The organism is Bradyrhizobium sp. CB1717, assembly GCF_029714325.1.
GTDB lineage: Bacteria > Pseudomonadota > Alphaproteobacteria > Rhizobiales > Xanthobacteraceae > Bradyrhizobium.
The window spans coordinates 7,968,645-7,987,380 of record NZ_CP121666.1 but is presented as its reverse complement, the minus strand read 5'-3'; the positions used below and the strand labels follow the sequence as shown (position 1 = coordinate 7,987,380).

General features: G+C 57.7%; 9 protein-coding genes. 4 read left to right on the top strand and 5 right to left on the bottom strand.

Features of this window, described 5'->3' with window-relative positions; genetic code table 11:
- The first annotated feature begins 287 nt into the window (after nucleotides 1-287).
- A complete protein-coding gene (locus QA649_RS37005; RefSeq protein WP_283021459.1) occupies nucleotides 288-3,392 on the top strand; it encodes an efflux RND transporter permease subunit in 3,105 nt (1,034 codons plus the stop codon).
- A gap of 1,743 nt (nucleotides 3,393-5,135) precedes the next feature.
- Nucleotides 5,136-6,257 (top strand): MFS transporter, encoded by a 1,122-nt coding sequence (locus QA649_RS37000; protein ID WP_349254052.1) that lies wholly within the window; start codon nucleotides 5,136-5,138, stop codon nucleotides 6,255-6,257.
- Between the two features lie 302 nt (nucleotides 6,258-6,559).
- On the opposite strand, the gene QA649_RS36995 is transcribed toward QA649_RS37000, so the two are convergent.
- Together QA649_RS36995 and gmd are read right to left on the bottom strand one after the other, a co-directional pair.
- Nucleotides 6,560-7,567: a GDP-L-fucose synthase gene (locus QA649_RS36995; protein WP_283021458.1), complete on the bottom strand. Its 1,008-nt coding sequence runs from the start codon at nucleotides 7,565-7,567 to the stop codon at nucleotides 6,560-6,562.
- Nucleotides 7,548-8,633, bottom strand: coding sequence for a GDP-mannose 4,6-dehydratase (gene gmd / locus QA649_RS36990; protein ID WP_100233602.1), 1,086 nt, complete (start codon nucleotides 8,631-8,633; stop codon nucleotides 7,548-7,550). The genes QA649_RS36995 and gmd overlap by 20 nt, the downstream gene beginning before the upstream one ends.
- Before the next feature lie 1,000 nt (nucleotides 8,634-9,633).
- On the opposite strand from gmd, the gene glmS reads away from it, so the two are divergent.
- Both glmS and QA649_RS36980 read left to right on the top strand, forming a co-directional pair.
- On the top strand, nucleotides 9,634-11,460 hold the full coding sequence (gene glmS, locus QA649_RS36985; protein ID WP_283026184.1) for a glutamine--fructose-6-phosphate transaminase (isomerizing): 1,827 nt from the start codon (nucleotides 9,634-9,636) through the stop codon (nucleotides 11,458-11,460).
- A gap of 561 nt (nucleotides 11,461-12,021) precedes the next feature.
- Nucleotides 12,022-13,569, top strand: a complete 1,548-nt coding sequence (locus QA649_RS36980; protein ID WP_349254087.1) for a beta-L-arabinofuranosidase domain-containing protein — start codon at nucleotides 12,022-12,024, stop codon at nucleotides 13,567-13,569.
- Nucleotides 13,570-14,605: 1,036 nt separating this feature from the next.
- Here QA649_RS36980 and QA649_RS36975 read toward each other — a convergent pair.
- The 3 genes from QA649_RS36975 to QA649_RS36965 form a co-directional block, all read right to left on the bottom strand.
- Entirely contained in the window at nucleotides 14,606-14,992 is a 387-nt protein-coding gene (locus QA649_RS36975; RefSeq protein WP_246785527.1) for a response regulator, read from the bottom strand.
- An 85-nt stretch (nucleotides 14,993-15,077) separates the two neighbouring features.
- A complete protein-coding gene (locus tag QA649_RS36970) occupies nucleotides 15,078-15,701 on the bottom strand; it encodes a response regulator transcription factor (RefSeq protein WP_283026182.1) in 624 nt (207 codons plus the stop codon).
- Between the two features lie 56 nt (nucleotides 15,702-15,757).
- Nucleotides 15,758-18,433, bottom strand: coding sequence for a PAS domain-containing protein (locus QA649_RS36965; RefSeq protein ID WP_283021457.1), 2,676 nt, complete (start codon nucleotides 18,431-18,433; stop codon nucleotides 15,758-15,760).
- Between the last annotated feature and the right edge of the window lie 303 nt (nucleotides 18,434-18,736).

Genomic DNA, 18,736 nt, shown 5'->3' with positions numbered 1-18,736 from the left:
ATAAGTCGTTGAGTTCCGATCAGGTGTCGCACCTTTGGCCGATTGCACGCAAAAAGACAGGGGCTTTATAGAAGGTGCCATCGAGGTCGCGATCTGCCATCAGAGCAACGGAATAACATTCACTCGAGCGACCAAGATGGAAGCGAAGGATCGGGCGTTCGAGCTCGCGAGCACGTGAGCCCTTGGGGTAGCCAATAGCACGTCCCTCATACTGGGGGCTCTAGCACAGCCGCCGCATTGTGATCATTGCCGCTTGAATTTGCATCCCACTCTTCAAACGGGTCGATATGGCATTTACTGAGCTTTTCATCAGACGTCCGGTATTGTCTATTGTTATCAGTTCCTTGATTATGCTGATCGGCTTGCGCGCGGCCACCGTACTGCCGATCAGGCAATATCCCAAGCTATCCAATACGGTCGTCACTATCACAACTTCCTATCCTGGCGCCTCCGCCGACCTGATCCAGGGGTTCATCACCACTCCCCTGGAGCAGGTAGTCGCGTCCGCTGAGGGCGTCGACTACATCAATTCCTCGTCTGTGCTTGGTATCTCGACCATCAGAGTCTACATCAAGCTCAATTTCGATCCCAACGAAGCGCTTACGGAGGTGCTCTCTAAAGTCAATTCAGTCAAATATTTAATCCCGAAGGAATCAAACGATCCGGTCGTCACTAAGTCGACCGGTCAGGCCACCGCTGTCATGTATATCGCCTTCTCCAGCGAGGAACTGGCGGCCAGCGCGATCTCCGACTACCTCTCGCGCGTCGTGCAACCCGTGATGTCAACCGTCGACGGTGTCGCAGCGGCAGACATCCTGGGGGGGCAGAGTTTTGCGATGCGGCTATGGCTCGATCCTGGGAAAATGGCAGGGTACGGCGTGTCGCCAGCCGAAGTTTCGGCTGCAATCGCGGCTAACAACTTCCAGGCCGCGGCCGGCCAGACCAAGAGCTATTTCACTATCTCCGATGTCACGGCAAACACGGATCTGCGGAGTGTCGATGAATTCAAGCGCATGATCGTCAAAGCCAATGACGGTGGTTTTGTGCGCATGGAGGACATTGCGGTAGTCGAGCTTGCCGCGCAGACCGCAGACACTAGCGTCGCAATGAACGGCGAGCACGCGGTCTTTATCGGCGTTCAGGCGAGCCCGCAAGGCAATCCGCTAAACATAGTGCGAGGCGTTCGGGCGCTGTTTCCAGAAATGGAGCGTAACCTGCCGCCATCAATGAAGATGAAAGTGGCCTACGACTCCACCAAATTCATTCAATCGTCGATCGATGAAGTGGAGAAGACGCTCATCGAGGCCGTCGTGATCGTGGTGGTAGTAATCTTCCTATTCCTGGCCTCGCTGCGGTCGGTCATCATTCCGGTGATTACTATTCCGTTGTCGCTCGTCGGTGTCTGCAGCATGATGCTGGCGCTGGGGTTCTCATTCAATCTCCTGACTCTCCTTGCGATGGTCCTCGCGATCGGTCTCGTGGTCGATGACGCGATCGTGGTGGTGGAGAACATTCATCGCCATTTAGAAGAAGATGCGCCGCCACTACAGGCTGCCATAAGGGGCGCGCGCGAAATCGTCGGCCCCGTAGTCTCCATGACGATTACCTTGGCTGCGGTGTATGCCCCAATCGGATTTCTCGGCGGCCTCACTGGTGCGCTGTTCCGCGAGTTCGCGTTTACGCTAGCGGGAGCTGTGATCGTGTCGGGCGTGATCGCTTTGACGCTGTCGCCGCTGATGTGCTCGCTCTTCCTGAGGCGCGCTGACGGGGGGCGGTTTGAAAGATTTGTGAATCGCGGGCTCAGCGCCATCACACGATGGTACGGCAACAAGCTCGACCGCTCGCTCGACTATCGTCCGATTACCGGCCTGTTTGCGCTGACTATCCTGGGCCTCGTCGGCTTTCTCTATTTGCATACTCCCAAGGAACTCGCACCCGAGGAGGATCAAGGTATCGTATTCGCTCTAACCAAGGCGCCGAAATATGCCAATATCGATTACCTCGACTATTACGGCGCCAAGCTCGAACACGCGCTCCAGAAATTTCCAGAGACTGATTTGAGCTTTGTACTCAATGGCGTTAGCGGCCAGCAGACTGGCATAGCCGGCATGCTGCTCAAGCCATGGGACGAGCGCAAGCGATCATCCATTGCACTAAAGTCCCTTGTCCAGACCGAGCTGTCCAAAATCGAAGGCATTAACGCGTTTGCGTTTAGCTTGCCGCCGCTTCCTGGCGGTTCGGATGGCCTACCAGTGCAGATGGTGATCAATTCGACGCTGGGCTTCCAATCCGTCTACGAGGAGATGTCGAAGCTGAAGGATGCCGCGCGGAAGAGCGGTCTGTTCATGGTGAGCGACTCCGACCTCGAGTTCAACCAGCCGGTGGTACGAATCAAGGTTGATCGATCCAAGGCCAACGAGCTTGGCATCACCATGCAGACAGTCGGTAACGCGCTCGCCACTCTACTTGGCGGAAACTACGTCAACCGCTTCAATCTACAGGGCCGCTCCTACCAGGTGATCCCGCAGGTGCCACGCGAGGAACGCCTGGCGCCGCAAGCAATCGGGAGCTATTATGTGAAGACTGCGACGGGCTCGATGCTCCCGTTGTCTACCGTAGTGTCCATCGAGGCTGCAACCGATCCGAACGCGCTCACACACTACAACCAGCTCAACTGCGCGACCTTTCAGGCCGTGCCGATGCCCGGCGTCACGATCGGGCAGGCCGTGGACTTCCTGGAAGCGGAGGCGAAGAAACTGCCCGCAGGCTTCAGCCACGACTTCCTCGCCGACGCCCGCCAATATGTGCACGAGGGCAACCAACTGGCCATTACCTTTGCATTTGCACTCATAATCATATTCTTGGTGCTTGCGGCGCAGTTTGAAAGTCTGCGCGATCCCCTTATCATCCTGATCAGCGTGCCGATGGCAATCGTCGGCGCGTTGATCCCGCCATTCTTTGGCTGGGCGACGATGAACATCTACACCCAGGTGGGACTGTTGACCCTGGTCGGGTTGATTTCCAAGCAAGGCATCCTGATGGTTGAGTTCGCCAATGAGCTGCAGCTCAAGGAGAGACTTGACCGTCGCTCGGCTATAGAGATGGCGGCGCGCGTCCGACTGCGTCCAATCTTGATGACAACTGCGGCAATGGTCGCGGGCTTCATACCCTTGATGACCGCAACGGGAGCTGGCGCTGCGAGCCGCTTCTCGATCGGGCTCGTGCTCGTCGCGGGAATGTCCATAGGCACGCTGTTCACGCTCTTCGTGCTGCCGGCGGTCTATGTCGCGATCGCGTCCGATCATCGTGCCGATGCGAGCTCCGGCCGCGCGAAGATCGCCGCCGAGCGCGACCTCACCGGCGCTGCTGATGCTCAGATGGTCAAGCAATGACGATAAAATCAATCCAGCTTCGCTCAGTGTAGTGAGCGAAGCAGCCTCCGAGCGCTTCACGCTCCCTTACGCGTCGAGATCTTCACGCCCGTGGTGCCGAGCTTGGCGACCATCAGGTGCTCGGTGAAGAACACGTGGGTGATCCGCGGCTGCTCCGCTAAGGTGAACTACAAAAATCGATCTCGCCGAGGAGAAGAGAATTCATGCTCTCTCGTAAAAGATGGCGTTACCACTTACGCTACGGGCTCTAGAACGACAACTATTTGCTTCCGTCTGACGCGCGTTGCGTTGCTAGCTGAAAAAGATGACGCTGGTTTGAACCCTTTAGGACTAATTGACACGAGTTCAATTCCCTGGACCAACGGGTCGAGAACGGTCGTCGTCAGGGGCTCGTATACATGACCGACGCAGGTCATCATTGAGTCTTCGTCAATGTCTACGTCCTTCTCGTCAATCTGAAGGGCGTGCCGGCGGTTTGAGACGAGTGTTTCCCATCTTGCTTCTCTTGCCGGGCCTTGCGCGCGCCGGCCATGCCTTGACCTCGCTCCGGCCGGGCTGGATCAAATTTTCCCACACGATTTTGGCCCTGATCGTGCTGCAAGCTGCGGGTTGACGCCGCCCTATCGAGGCAAGCTGGCGGATCCGCCTGCCATTCGGGTGGATGCTGGGTATCCGCTCGTTCGGTGACGACTATCTGCGGCCCTCCCTTATCGATGTTGTTTAATAATCAGGGCTGGCTAAACACGAATTCCGCGCCGGCCTAGCCCTGGACTCGCGTGGTAGAATGAAGCGTGCCCCCCTTCGTCTACTATCACCTCGGCTCGTTCCCGAGAGCGGCAGCTTGCTCTATGTTTTTATACCCATTGTCATGCTTGACATCCTGCTGGGCTCCTACCTCATGCGTCGGCTGCATCCGGAGATATTTCGACGGATCTGCTTGAGCTTTGATGCGGGTGCGCGCGCGCTGTCGGTTGGTCACTGGTGATGATCGAGCTCGATCTAATGCAGAGCACCTGGGCTTATAACGTGAGGGCGGCGATACTGATGGATCTGTACCTGCTACACTTGCTCATTCCTGCCCACAGTCCGATTTGGTTGGAGCGACGGTCTCGGCGAACTGCGGATATAGGCGCTCGAACGATGCCGGCGGGCACCTCGGTATCGAATGTGCGCGCGTCGTGGACCTGAGCGACGCTGCCTCTTCCGCGGCGCGAATGATGTCATGAAAGCTACCTGGCCGCCCGAAACCAGGAATAATCGAATATCAAGAGTATGGACCGACATTGACGACTTGCGCGTGATAGCGGTCTTGTATTGGTCCCGTGAGTCAGCGCCGCTACTCGTCATGAGAGCTCCCGATTGTGCAAGAGCTGTCGAAAAACTACGGCGGTGTTCGCGGCAAGTACACAGTGGCGTCCGGCGCCGTTGGCTTTGCGGGGTTTGTAGGCTTTACGACAAAGCCACAGTTAGGGGTTGCGACTCCGGTTGTCGCAGATCAGCAAAAACTGTCACCCTCTTATGGCCAGCTTAACCGGGAAGGAATAAGCGAAACACCGTATCCACGGGCTCGACGATCACCGCCCGCTCGCCTAGTGACGAATCCAGTGATTTCTGTGACGGCATTGCATTTGCAGGGATAAAGAACGCCAGCTTGAGGCCATCATAGTCGATAGCGTCGCTAGCAGGCGACGCACGCAGGATGAGGGGCGTCGCGCTCGCGAGCCCGTTCTCTCAGGAGCGCCTGTGATACTGTCTGCTAATTGGTCTGCCGACCTGCTTGGGACACGGCTCGCATTTTTTGTGGCCGGATTCGGCCTCGCGGCGTGGGGGCCTTTGGTGCCACTCGCTAAGGTGCGGATCGCGGTCGATGACCGCACGCTTGGTCTTCTGCTGCTCTGTCTCGGAACGGGATCCGTTGTCGCGATGCTTTTGACCAGCGTATTGAATGCGCGGTACGGCAGCAAGCCCATTATCCTCGGGGGTGGACTTGGACTCGCAATCATGCTGCCGTGCCTTGCAATTGCCGACACACCTGTCAGGCTCGGTGCTTCGCTGTTTGCTTTCGGCGTTTCACTCGGGTCGATTGATGTAGCCATGAACATTTATGCGATTGAATTGGAGCGCGACACGGGCCGTCCATTGATGTCTGGCTTCCACGCCCAGTACAGCATTGGGGAATTCACCGGCTCTGCCGCCGTGACCTCGTTCCTGTCGCTGCAGCTTGGCCCGCTTTTTTCGACGTTGGTCTGTTCGGCGTTAATGACGATCGCGATTGTATCGGCCTGGCCGGGGTTGCTCGCGGCGGGGGCGGGGCAGCAGGGGCAATCGTTTGTTTTGCCCCATCGCAGTGTGCTGCTAATAGCTGTGCTCGCGGCCATCACCTTTCTTGTCGAAGGTGCAATGCTCGATTGGAGCGCTTTGCTTCTCATTGAACGAGACCTTCTCGCGGAAGCGCACGGGGGCATTGGTTGTATGCTCTTCTCAATCGCAATGGCCGCAGGGCGTCTCAGCGGAGATGCCGTGGTGGCGCGAATCGGAGACCGTGCCACGTTGTTACTCGGGACTCTGCCGATCGTAACAGGCTTCTTGGCTGTGGTGGCCGCGCCAGTTGCGTTGATTGCTATGGCGGGGTTCCTGCTTATTGGATTGGGTATTTCAAATGTTGTACCTGTACTTTGTCGACGCGCCGGCAAACAGAAAATGATGCCAGCAGGCGTTGCTATCGCGGTCATCACGACGGCCGGCTATGCGGGTATACTCGTTGGGCCTCCGGCATTGGGCTCGTCGCACACATGTTTGGCTTGCGCTTGGCGTTTGGGATGTTGGGCGCGCTCATGTCCATCGTTACGCTGTCAGCGAGGATGATGATGACAGACCATCGCTAAGGCGTTGGCCGAGAGGAAAGGGACACCAGTACGCTTCCGGCTAATGACCGTCCAGCGGTCGCCGCTTAGCGGCTTAGAGACGATGAGCTCTCACTTCATGGCAGCAGGATCAATCATGGCCATTCTCCGTTTCCTGCAAGTGGCTGGCTGCGTCGTAGGTAGGATACACCGCGTCACTTGGGTTCTTGGCGTCCGACCGAGCCCGGTCATTGACAATAACGCTTGTCAACTGCGAAGCAAAGTTGGTCGTTACGTGAGCGGCAAGTCCGCTAGGCTGGACATTCACCGCCGATTGATAGCTAGGATTGGCCCGTTATTCCGGCCAGGCAGATCACTCTGGTGCCGTCCATCGCTGTCGGTGCGATACGCCCGGTATGCGAGCTGAATGCCGTCCTCAAGCGAGGTCGTGGCGCGCCAGCCGAGCCCGGACAGCCGCCCGACGTCGAGCAGCTTGCGCGGCGTGCCGTCAGGGCGCGACGTGTCGAATCTGATCTCACCGCGAAAACCGATGGCGGCCGCGACCATGAGTGCTAACTCGGCGATGCTGATGTCCTCGCCGGTACCGATATTGATCAGTTCCGGCGAGGAATAGGTCTTCATCAGATGGATGCAGGCGTCGGCGAGATCGTCAACGTAGAGAAATTCGCGGCGCGGCGTGCCGGTACCCCAGACAACCACGCTCTTCGAGCCCGCGAGCTTCGCCTCGTGGAAGCGGCGGACCAGGGCGGCAACTACATGGCTGTACTCGGGATGATAATTGTCGCCGGGACCGTAGAGATTGGTCGGCATCACGCTGATGAAGTCGGTGCCATACTGCCTGCGATAGGCCTCCGCCATCTTGATGCCGGCGATCTTGGCGATCGCATAGGGCTCGTTGGTCGGCTCCAGCGGGCCTGTCAGGACCGAGTCCTCGCGCAGGGGCTGCGGCGCGAGCTTCGGATAGATGCAGGACGAGCCGAGGAACATCAGCTTCTCGGCGCCGCTTTGCTGCGCGGCCTGGATCACGTTCGCCGCGATCGCGATGTTGTCGTAGATGAACTCGGCGCGCAGCGTGTCGTTGGCTACGATGCCGCCCACCTTCGCGGCGGCGAGGAATACGACCTGCGGGCGCGCCTTTGCGAACCAGTCGAACACGGCGGCCTGGTTGCAGAGGTCGACCTCACGCCGGTCCACCGTGACGAGCTTGACGTCCTCGCGCGCCAGCCGGCGCACCAGCGCGCTGCCAACCATGCCACGATGGCCGGCGACATAGACGCTCTTGCCGGTCAGGTCAAATGCAGCGCTTGCCATGGACCGCGTCCCGTTTCGCCTCGGCGAGGTCGCTCGCCATCATCTCCTCGACGAGCTGGGCAAAGGTCCGCTTCGGCTTCCAGCCGAGCTTCTCGCGCGCCTTGCTGGCATCCCCGACCAGGAGATCGACCTCGGTCGGCCGGAAATAGGTCGGATCGATCTTCACCACGGTCTTGCCGCTCTTGGCGTCGACGCCGGTCTCATCGACGCCCGTGCCGCGCCATTCGACTCGGCGGCCGACCTCCGCGAAGGCAAGCTCGACCATCTCGCGCACCGATCGGGTCTCGCCGGTGGCGAGCACGAAATCGTCCGGTTTGTCGGCCTGAAGGATCATATGCATGCCCTCGACGTAGTCTTTCGCGTGGCCCCAGTCGCGCTTGGCGTCGAGATTGCCGAGATAGAGCGTCTGTTCGAGACCGACCTCGATGCGGGCGACACCACGGGTGATCTTGCGGGTCACGAAGGTCTCGCCGCGAATCGGACTCTCGTGATTGAACAGGATGCCGTTGGCCGCGAACATGCCATAGGCTTCGCGGTAGTTCACTGTGATCCAATAACCGTAGAGCTTGGCCACGCCATAAGGCGAGCGTGGATAGAACGGCGTCGTCTCCTTCTGCGGGATCTCCTGCACGAGGCCGTAGAGCTCGGAGGTCGAGGCCTGGTAGAACAGCGTCTCCTTCTCCATGCCCAGGATGCGGATCGCTTCCAGGAGGCGTAGCACGCCGATCGCGTCGGCATTGGCGGTGTATTCGGGGCTCTCGAAGCTGACGGCGACGTGGCTTTGAGCTGCGAGATTGTAGATCTCGGTGGGGCGGATCTGCTGCATGAGGCGGATCAAATTGGTCGAATCCGTCATGTCGCCGTAGTGCATCAGGAACCGCACGTTGCCGGCATGCGGATCCTGGTAAAGATGATCGACCCGCGCGGCGTTGAACGAGGACGATCGGCGCTTGATCCCATGCACGGTGTAGCCGAGACCGAGCAAATACTCAGCGAGATATGCGCCGTCCTGCCCGGTGACGCCCGTAATTAGCGCAATGCGCCGCTTTGAGTCCTGAGCCGGCATGGTCTCTCTTGGTTGCGCCGCAAAGAGCCTCGCTGTGAAACACAATTTCGAAGCCGTTTCTCGAAAAATCTAGATGTGCTCGCGCGCTCCACCCGCAATTAAAGGAACGCGATCGTTAGCTCCAGTCATACACATCATGCAGGAATGCACACCATATACATTGATTTATATTTGGACTGAAGGATGCCAACACATTGAGCGTCAAGAATCCAGCCCAGTAACCCTAGCCGCGCGGATCCTAAGGCGAGATGAATGGGAAAACGCCCTTACGCGCGCCCAGGACGCGCTTACCTCTCGGCGATGTTTCCAATGAGAGAGGAGCGACGGTTCTGTGCTCCTTATCTATCCTCAGGCGCACGTGTGCATTCGCGTGGTCTCCTCATGGCGTGGGAGAGCGACAAGCTGAGGTCACATTCGTCAATGCATTTGTTGGAATGACGGCATGCAAGTCAGCACACAGCCAAGGCTGCTCATAGAGCCGCGGTCTACAAAGCGCTGTTAGCTTCCGAACAGAACACGCAGTCTTCTAGGTCGACTCATCAACCATGATCGGCGCCGTTGCCTATATCCAACCGCGGCAGGCAGGGGACGGTCGACGCAAGGCAAAGTGAGAAAGAATAGCAAACGTTGGTATAGATGGTCGAACGTTTCGATATCGAGAGCTTACTTTCGTACAATGGAGCTTCGACGGCAATCCTTTAACCTTGACCGAGCGTAAGTTGCCTCGGTTCGAGTATGATAAGTCTGTTAAACCCGCGCCGGAAAAATGTCTCCAGTAAGACAGGACAATTCAAGCTAGAGCTGCTGCGCCGTTTGTACTCGATCGGCGGACGAAGCGATGATGGCTGAAAGAGATCTAACTCACGCTTGTGAATGCGGCGGCGATACAGGGGGGCGCGAAAATCGAACTTGACACCTGTTACCATCCGGCAAGCGAATTTCATGACCGGGTTCCTGTAGGGGGACGTCGGATCCTTAAACTTGGGCTGCATTGATCGATATGTGTGGAATTGTTGGCATTTTGGGGCGTGGTCCGGTCGTTGGGCAGTTGGTCGCGTCGCTCAAGAGATTGGAATATCGTGGCTACGACTCCGCAGGCCTCGCGACTCTCGAAGGTCTCCGTATCGAGCGCCGCCGCGCTGAAGGTAAGCTGAGAAACCTTGAGGAGCAGCTGCGGTATTATCCGCCGTCGGGTCATACCGGCATCGGTCATACCCGCTGGGCGACTCATGGAAAGCCGACCGAGAGCAATGCTCACCCGCATGCGACGGAAAATGTCGCGGTCGTTCATAACGGGATCATTGAGAATTTCCGCGAGCTGCGAGCCGAACTGGAGCGGAATGGTGCCCATTTTAGCTCAGAGACAGACACGGAGGTGGTGGCGCATCTCGTCGAATCTTATCTCAAGAAGGGTTACTCGCCGCAGGATGCGGTACAAGCCTCGCTGCCGCGGCTGCGCGGTGCCTTCGCCCTGGCATTCCTTTTTAAGGCCCACGATGATCTTTTGATCGGTGCGCGTAAGGGGTCGCCCCTTGCGATCGGACATGGTAACGGCGAAGTATATCTAGGATCGGACGCGCTCGCGCTCGCGCCTTTGACCGACACCATCACCTATCTTGAAGACGGCGACTGGGCCGTGCTTACGCGCACGACGTGCGTGATTTATAGCGCAAACGGATCTGTCGTCGAGCGGGAAACTTCAAAGTCTGGCGTATCGTCACTCCTTGTGGACAAAGCGAATTATCGCCACTTCATGGCCAAGGAAATCCACGAACAGCCGACAGTGGCCGGCAAAACATTGGCGCATTATCTCGACACGACGGCCAAGCGCGTCGCCCTGCCGCTCACATTGCCGTTCGACTTTAAATCCATTCAGCGCATCTCAATTACCGCGTGCGGCACCGCAAGCTATGCTGGGCACATCGCCAAATACTGGTTCGAGCGGCTGGCGCGCTTGCCTGTCGAGATCGATGTAGCGTCCGAGTTCCGCTACAGGGAGGCGCCATTGAGCCGGGGCGATCTCGCGATCGTCATCTCGCAGTCGGGCGAAACCGCTGACACGCTAGCTGCGTTGCGATACGCCAAGGACCAGGGCGTGCACACGATTTCTGTGGTCAATGTCCCGACGTCGACGATTGCGCGGGAGAGCGAAACCGTTCTGCCGACGCTGGCGGGGCCAGAAATCGGCGTCGCCTCCACCAAGGCATTCACCTGCCAGCTGATGGTATTGGCCGCGCTTGCCGTCGCAGCAGGCAAAGAGCGTGATAAACTGTCTGAGATCGATGAAACGAAGCTTGTGCGTGAGCTTATCGAAGTGCCGCGGTTGATTGCTGCGGCACTGTTGATTGAACCGCAGATCGAGAAGCTCGCGCGTTATATCGCCGACACAAGGGACGTGCTCTATATCGGTCGTGGCACATCGGCCCCCCTGGCGCTGGAGGGCGCACTCAAGCTGAAGGAAATTGCCTATATCCACTCAGAAGGTTATGCCGCCGGTGAGCTCAAGCACGGACCGATCGCACTGATAGATGAGGCAGTGCCTGTGGTGGTGATCGCGCCTTATGACGAGGTCTTCGGGAAGACCGTCTCGAATATGCAAGAAGTGGCGGCTCGGGGCGGCAAGATCATCCTGATCACCGATTCGAAGGGAGCTTTGGAAGCGACGGTGGACACACTCATGACCATTGTGCTGCCAGAGATGGTCGCAAGCTTTACGCCGATGGTCTATGCCATTCCGGTTCAGCTCTTGGCTTACCATACCGCGCTCGTAAGGGGCGCGGACGTGGATCAGCCGCGTAATCTAGCAAAATCGGTGACTGTGGAATGAGGCGGCAGTAATTATTGGAGCATTGAGGCCACTAATGGAGTGGGCGAGCTCAAGGAGAACGATCCCAGTATCAACAGGTCAATCATAGACCGATCCAGCTCGATGAGCAGAGTCGGTCCTGCTTGCGTCATCATCGTCAACCGACCAACGCCAACGGGCGTGAGCGTTACCTTCCTGTCGTTCGAGCGGAACGGTCGATAAAACGTGGGAATTACGTACAATTGGGAGATCCAAGTCGGCTCTCGGTCACCCAACCTGCTATCTGCTTTGCAGGGGCCAAATCAGCCTGAAGCTCGGTCCACAAAAGTGACTCTCTAACTCATCCTCCCACCTTGCCGAAGCCGACGAGCAAGTCGGTGCACACAACAACTTCGGGCCGCTCTGTCGCGGCTTATTCACTGGCAGCGTATACGCGCGACAACGGACTTTTCCCGATTGCCAGCATCCGCCCCATGTTGGGCACGTTGAGCATGCACTTCGCCCCTAGCGACGATCGCTTAGGATTTAGCAGTCCAGTTTGCCGCTTCGGCGGGTAGCAGCGGCTCACTCAATACTTATTTCATACTGAACGCGCCTCAGGAGCGCTGGACGAACCTAACGGAGTGCCACGAGCTCTATTGCGCTGGCCACTTGATTGAAGCGGGTGTCGCATCCTTTCAGGGGACTGGCAAGCGGCGGTTGCTGGAGGTCGTTTGCAGGCTTGCTGACCACCTCTGCACAGTTTTCGGCCCAGAGCGCGATCAGTTGCACGGCTATGATGGCCATCCGGAAATCGAACTTGCGTTGGCACGCCTCTACGAAGCGACAAAGGAGCAGCGATATCTCACGCTAGCCAATTATTTCGTGGAGCAACGCGGCACGGAGCCACACTTCTACGACATTGAGTACGAGAAGCGCCAGCAATCCTGCGTCCCCAAATCCGACGGCACGCCTTGGATGATAAAAAGCAAATCGTATAGCCAAGCGCACTTGCCGCTTTCGGAGCAGCGGACTGCAACCGATCATGCGGTGCGTTTTGTATACCTGATGACGGCAGTAGCTCATCTCGCGCGTCTGCGTCAGAACGAGCAGCAGCGCCAAACTTACCTGCGGCTATGGCAAAACATGGTCCAGCGCCAGATCTATATTACCGGAGCCATCGGCTCGCAAGGCGCCGGCGAAGCGTTCAGCAGCAATTACGATTTGCCAAATGATACGGCGTACACGGAAAGTTGCGCGTCAATTGGCCTGATGATGTTCGCGCGCCGTATGTTGGAGATGGAACTGGACGGGCGCTATGCCGACGTGATGGAGCGCGCGCTCTTCAATACCGTTCTCGGCAGCATCGCGTTCGACGGGCGTCACTATTTCTATGTTAACTCGCTCGAAGTGCATCCCAAAACGCGGAGGTCTAATGGCATCTACAATCACGTCTCGCCGGTGCGACGACGCTGGTTGGGCTGCGCGTGCTGCCCACCGAACATCGCACGCCTTTTCACATCGATTGGCCACTACATCTACACGCCCAGCACCGACGCGCTCTATGTAAATCTCTACGTTGGTAATAGGGTGGCAATATCCGTCGACGGGCATGCGCTGCGGTTGCTCATAAGCGGCAGCTATCCCTGGAGAGACCGGGTGGAAATCGCCGTCGAATCTGCGCCGCCAATTGCCCACACGCTCGCCCTGCGCCTGCCGGAATGGTGCAGCGCGCCGCAGGCGAGCGTGAACGGCGAGCCCGTGAATTGCGAGCCGCGCAAGGGATATTTGCACATTCGCCGAACGTGGCGGCAGGGAGATCGCGTCAAACTATCGCTGCCAATGCAAGTGCGTCGATCGAGTACATCCGCGACAACCCCCAAGAGTACTCCGACGTCAAAAGGTGGAAGAAGCTATTTCCTGGACACCACGGGACTACCTCTACTGTGGATTTTCGAGTCGTTCATCCGCTTGTCGAGAACGCTGGCGATATCCTGCTCGAGCACCAGCTTCGAATGGACGGCGAACAGCCGCTGCTCAATTCGCGTCCGGCTAATCCGGAAGCAAGAGCCGGTGCGGCAAAGATGGGATTCGTCGAGGTTGACGCCGACAACATGGTTCTCGACCCAGAGAAGTCAGACAAGTGGGTAAGGAATAGCGACGGCGAATGGCAACGAAAAGGCGCTCCTGCGCGATATCTTTCCAAAGCTGACGACAGTGAAGGTAGTGATACCGAGATCCCAGCGAGCCGCTCAGCATACGATTATGAGGATGATTTTATGTGACCATGGATCACCCGTGATTGGGCCCGATGGAGTAGACTAATCTAGCCTGCTCCGGGCTCCTCTGTGCTTATAGCCTTTTCGGCTGAGAGTTCCTCTGAGTTGGCTCAGAAGACTGCCCCCAGAGTGCTCCTTGGGCCGGCGGTTGCTGAGTTGTTTGAGCGTTGGAAGTAGGGGGCTCACAATGCTCGCTGCGGCGAGGACCTGCATGGGGCGCCACCAAAGTGCGCCCGGCCGCCGATGGGCCGGGCCTGTTGCGCCGAGCACGTTGGACGGCTTGGAGGCAGAAGTCTTCTACAGAGGACGGCCTACGAAGTAGTAAGCGCGTCGCGCCTGCCGTAAGTCGGTGGGCAAGGAAATGCACAGCGAAGCGGCGCCCGATAGGCAAGACGGCCGGCATGCGTCAACGGACCTAACGACGCCGTGAGCACGAGCATCGTGCAGCGCTCTTTCACCAGAAAAGCCTCAACACAACACGCGAGGTGGTTGTCCTAGGCGAAGCGTCGTTATCATCGTCACTGCAGTCGGGCTGCGAACAGCCAATCTCTTGCTTTGTCGAGCGCTCTCGCGCCAGCTCCACTCTGCAATGGAGTATATAGCCTCGATGCAGACAAGTTAAGAAGTGCTTAGGGTCGTCGATTGCTTTGGGCGAGCATTACGTTGAACGTCGACCTACAGAATGAGTCGGGCTAGCGTACCCTTCCGGCCCTCGCAGCGAAAACGTTGTTCTGCACCAATGTAGCCCGCCCGGCGATAGTCGGTAAAGCATGGACATGGCAACCAATTGGCCTCTCGCTCGCGTTTTAGAGCAAGTAGCGTGTTTGACCGCGAAGAGGTTAATCGGTGGCGAGATCGACACGTGGGGCGTTTAGATCGACATCAATTCAAGCCGCAGGTTGATTGCATCAGATGCCGCCTCGGCCGTCATACGCGTTCAGTGCGGTGTCGAGGCACTCGATTAAGGCTTGTCCGGCAAAGGGTTTGGCGAGGAAGCCAATAGCCCCGGCGCGCAGCGCTGACGCGCGCACGCGGTCGTCGGGGAAAGCGGTAATGAAAATGAATGGTGCGTCGTAACCACGTGTCCGCATCTCTGCCAACAGCTCCAAGCCGCTCATAGCCGACATCTGCACATCGGTAATGACACAGGATGTCTCGTCCAATTGCGGGGACCTCAGGAGTTCCTCGGCCGACGCAAATATTTGGGCGATGTAGCCACGCGATTTCAAAAGATTATCTGTCGCCGCACGGACTGAGGCGTCGTCGTCAACGACGGAAATCAAAGGCGTGGGCAAGACGAGCCCTCCTGAAGGAAGAATAGCGGCTGCAAGCATTAGCCACCTTCAGCGAAAAGTGGGCTCGACTGATGAAATTGTAAAATCATGCTTGGGTTTGTTCAGAACGATTGGCGCGAATTCCCAGCGTCTCAGTCATTCTGATCAAGTCGGCCAGCGACCGTGCACGCATCTTTTTCATGACGTGTCCCCGGTAGATCTTGACCGTGATCTCGGCGAGCCCAAGCTCGGCGGCTACCTGCTTGTTCATCAGGCCGGCAGCGACCAGTTTCATCACCCCCTGCTCGCGCGGGCTTAAGGTCTCAAATAGAGACTGCAGGTTCGCGACGATCTGCTGAGCCTCCCGTCTTTTGCGATCGCGTTCGGTCGCCGCAACCACGGCATCAAGCACTTCCTGATCGCGAAATGGTTTGCTGAGAAAATCGACCGCTCCTTCCTTCATGGCTCTGACGGTCATGGGAATGTCGCCATGGCCGGTAATAAAAATGATCGGAATATGTATGTTCAACCTCGCTAGCTCGGTCTGGTAGTCAAGGCCGCTCAAGCCCGGCAGCCGGACATCAAGAACTAGGCAGCTGATAACGTCCGGGATTGTGCTCTGCAGCATTTCGCGAGCCGATCCGAATGCAATGACGTCCAACCCTACCGATTGAAAAAGGTTCGTAAGCGAGCGACGCATGGAGATGTCATCCTCGACGACGAAGACCATCGCCTTTGTCGAGGTCTTGGCGTTGCTGCCTTCACTTGGCGAGTCAAATCGTGCTGTCACGAGACGGCCTCCTTATGCAGCGGCAGGGCAAACTGGAACGTCGCGCCCGGTCCATTTTTGTGGACCATTGACAGTCGTCCTCCATGAGCTTCCACGATCGACCGGCAGATCGAAAGACCCATTCCAAGGCCAGTCGATTTGGTGGTGAAGAAGGGATCCAAGACGCGGTCCGCGTCGTTCTCGGCGATGCCGACGCCGCAATCGGTCACGGCAAGCTGGACGTGCCCCACATCGTCCTTCGACGATTGAATCAGCAGTTCGCGCGTCCGGTCTGTAACTGCGTCCATGGCCTCAATTCCGTTCATCACCAGATTGATGATCACCTGTTGTAGCTGAATCCGATCGCCGAGGATCGTAGGCAGCCCTGCCGTCAACTCAGTTCGTAACGTGACTCGGTGACTCGCCAGCTCTCGTGTTACCAACGCAATGACGTCCTTAACAACCTCATTGATATCGAGCGGCACCATCTCAATCTCGCCCTTCTTCGCGAGCGCGCGAACACGACGGATTACCTCGCTTGCCCGGATTGCGTCTTCGATGATCCACTCCACCGAAGAGCGCGCGGCGGGAAGATTAGGAGCTTCCCGCCCCATCCAACCGAGGCACGCATCGGCGTTGCTGATAATAGCGGCGAGTGGCTGGTTTATTTCGTGGGCGATCGAAGTTGTCAGCTCTCCTAACGTCGTTACACGCGTCACATGCGCAAGCTCCGCCTGTGCCTTTCGTAGTTCTTGTTCGGCTTGATCGGCGCGAATGGTAGCGGTGATGTCAGTGCTGACGCCACGGTAGCCGAGAAAATTCCCCTTTCCATCGAAAAAAGGCTTGCCGCTCGTGCGGACGTAGATCGGAGAACCTGTCCGATTCACGGTGCGGTAGACGAGATCCCGAAACGGAAGATGGGCCTCCAACGTCGCCCGATGCTGCCGCCACTTCTCAGGTTCCTCGTCGACGTCGCACGCTATGTCCCAGCGAAGCAGGCCCATCAATCCTGTCGCCAAAATTCCCGCAGCACTGGTGTGCTCGGATAAGTGAGTGACCTGATGATCCGGCCCGGTCTCCCAGAGCCAGTCGGAAGCTGTTTCGGCGTAGTCGCGAAAGCGCTGTTCGCTTTCGCGCAGCGCGCCAAGTGTGTTTTCCAGTCGATCCCTAGCTGCGTGTTGCTCGGTCACATCCATATGGGTTCCGATCAGCTCGCTGACGTTACCATCGCTGCCGACCGCCACGTGCGCAACGGAGTGTATGCGTCTTATCCCGCCATCTGGTAGAAGGATACGAAAGTCATATTCGAACCGTTCCTCCTCGTGTTCAATCGCCTGGCGTTGCACCTCCTGTAACAGTGGCAAGTCTTCCGGATGGATGCGCGATCGAATAGTGTCTATCGAAACCGGCTCTTGTGGGTCAAATCCAAACAGGCGATCGACCTCAGCGGAGCGATAAATGAAATCTAGAGCGTGGACGTCCCAGGACCAGCTGCCTGTGTGAGTGAGATGCTGGGCTTCGGCCAGATAGGCCTCGCTGCGGCGCAGCTGTTGTTCTGCTCGCCTCGCCGCCGTAACATCCGTAGCCGCCCCAACAAACTCGACCTCACCAGAGGCTGTCCTCGTCGCTCGTGCCTGCGCATGGATGTGCTTTACCGAGCCGTCCGGTAGCAGAAGCCGGTATTCGTGCTCGAAATCGCTCAGGTCTCGCATCGCGCGATCGATAATTTCCTTAACCGAAGCCCTATCATCTGGATGAGTGCGCTCAACGACGAGCTGCGGCCCCGGCGGCACTGTCTCTGGATCTAATTGGAAAATCCGAAATGTTTCCCTTGACCAGAAGGCTTCGCCCGTAGTGGGGTTCCAGCTGAAGCTGCCTGTGTGACTCAACTCCTGCGCCTGGGCCAAATGTGCTTCGCTCCGCTGCAGGGCAAGTTCGGTCCGCCTTCGCTCCGTGATATCTTCGCAGGCGATAAGGACAATGGGCTGCTGATCGCCCCAGAGCATGGCTTTGGCGTTTTCACGCACCCACAACACCGAGCCGTCCTTCCTGACTTTCTGGACGTCCCACGTGCGCGTTTGTCCGACATCCTCAAGGCACGTCCGAACGCATTCGCGAACGAACGCGCGATCCTCCTCGAGAAATACGTCCAGCACGGATCGACCGATCAGTTCAGTACGAGGATAGCCTAGTTGTGTCGCGCCGAGCGTATTGACGTTGAGGACAATGCCGGCTTCATCGACCATGAAGTACATGGCCGGATTGTGCTCGAAGATGGCGCGCCAGCGTTTTTCGCGATCCTCCAAATCGGCCGCACTCCGCTGAAGCTTGGCCGCAACCACACGCGCAGCCTCTCTTTCCTGGCGGAGCTTTCCGATCAGGTGCGCTCCCACAATCGAGGCGATAAAGAATGCAACAACCACCGGCAGATCTTGGGGGTCATCGATTCGCAGGCTGAACGCCGGCGGCGCAAAGTAGTAAGCGAGAGCAGCGATGGCTACGATGCAAAGCGCGGACGACGCGATGAAGCTGCCCATCAACGAAAACAGCAATACCACTAACAAATAGGCGAACGCCGTCGCTGCGAAATGCGCGTGAACGTACAAGCAAGCCAGTGTTACCACGGCCAGCGCTATGCTGCCGATGGTAAACTGAGAGGCTGAACGTTCTAAACTGCTGATCGGGCTACGCATTTTGATGCCGTCCGGCTTGTTCTCCGGCGGGAGACCTATAACATTTTAGGCAAAAATAGGGCAATACTCGGCACCAGCACCCGCTGGTGAGCGGTTCCGCTCGATTGCTTGGTGGTGAACTGAGCACGCGCCGAGAAAAATTGCATCACAGACGTACGTATAGTTGTCCTAAACCTTTCAATATGGCGCTCTGACACGCCTGCAATCGATGCTCAGATGTCTGCTTTCCTCCGCTGCCGATAACTCCGGGCAGGCGCTCCAGGCTGCAGCCGAGGATAACTCCCTTACCCCGCCGCACGAGGA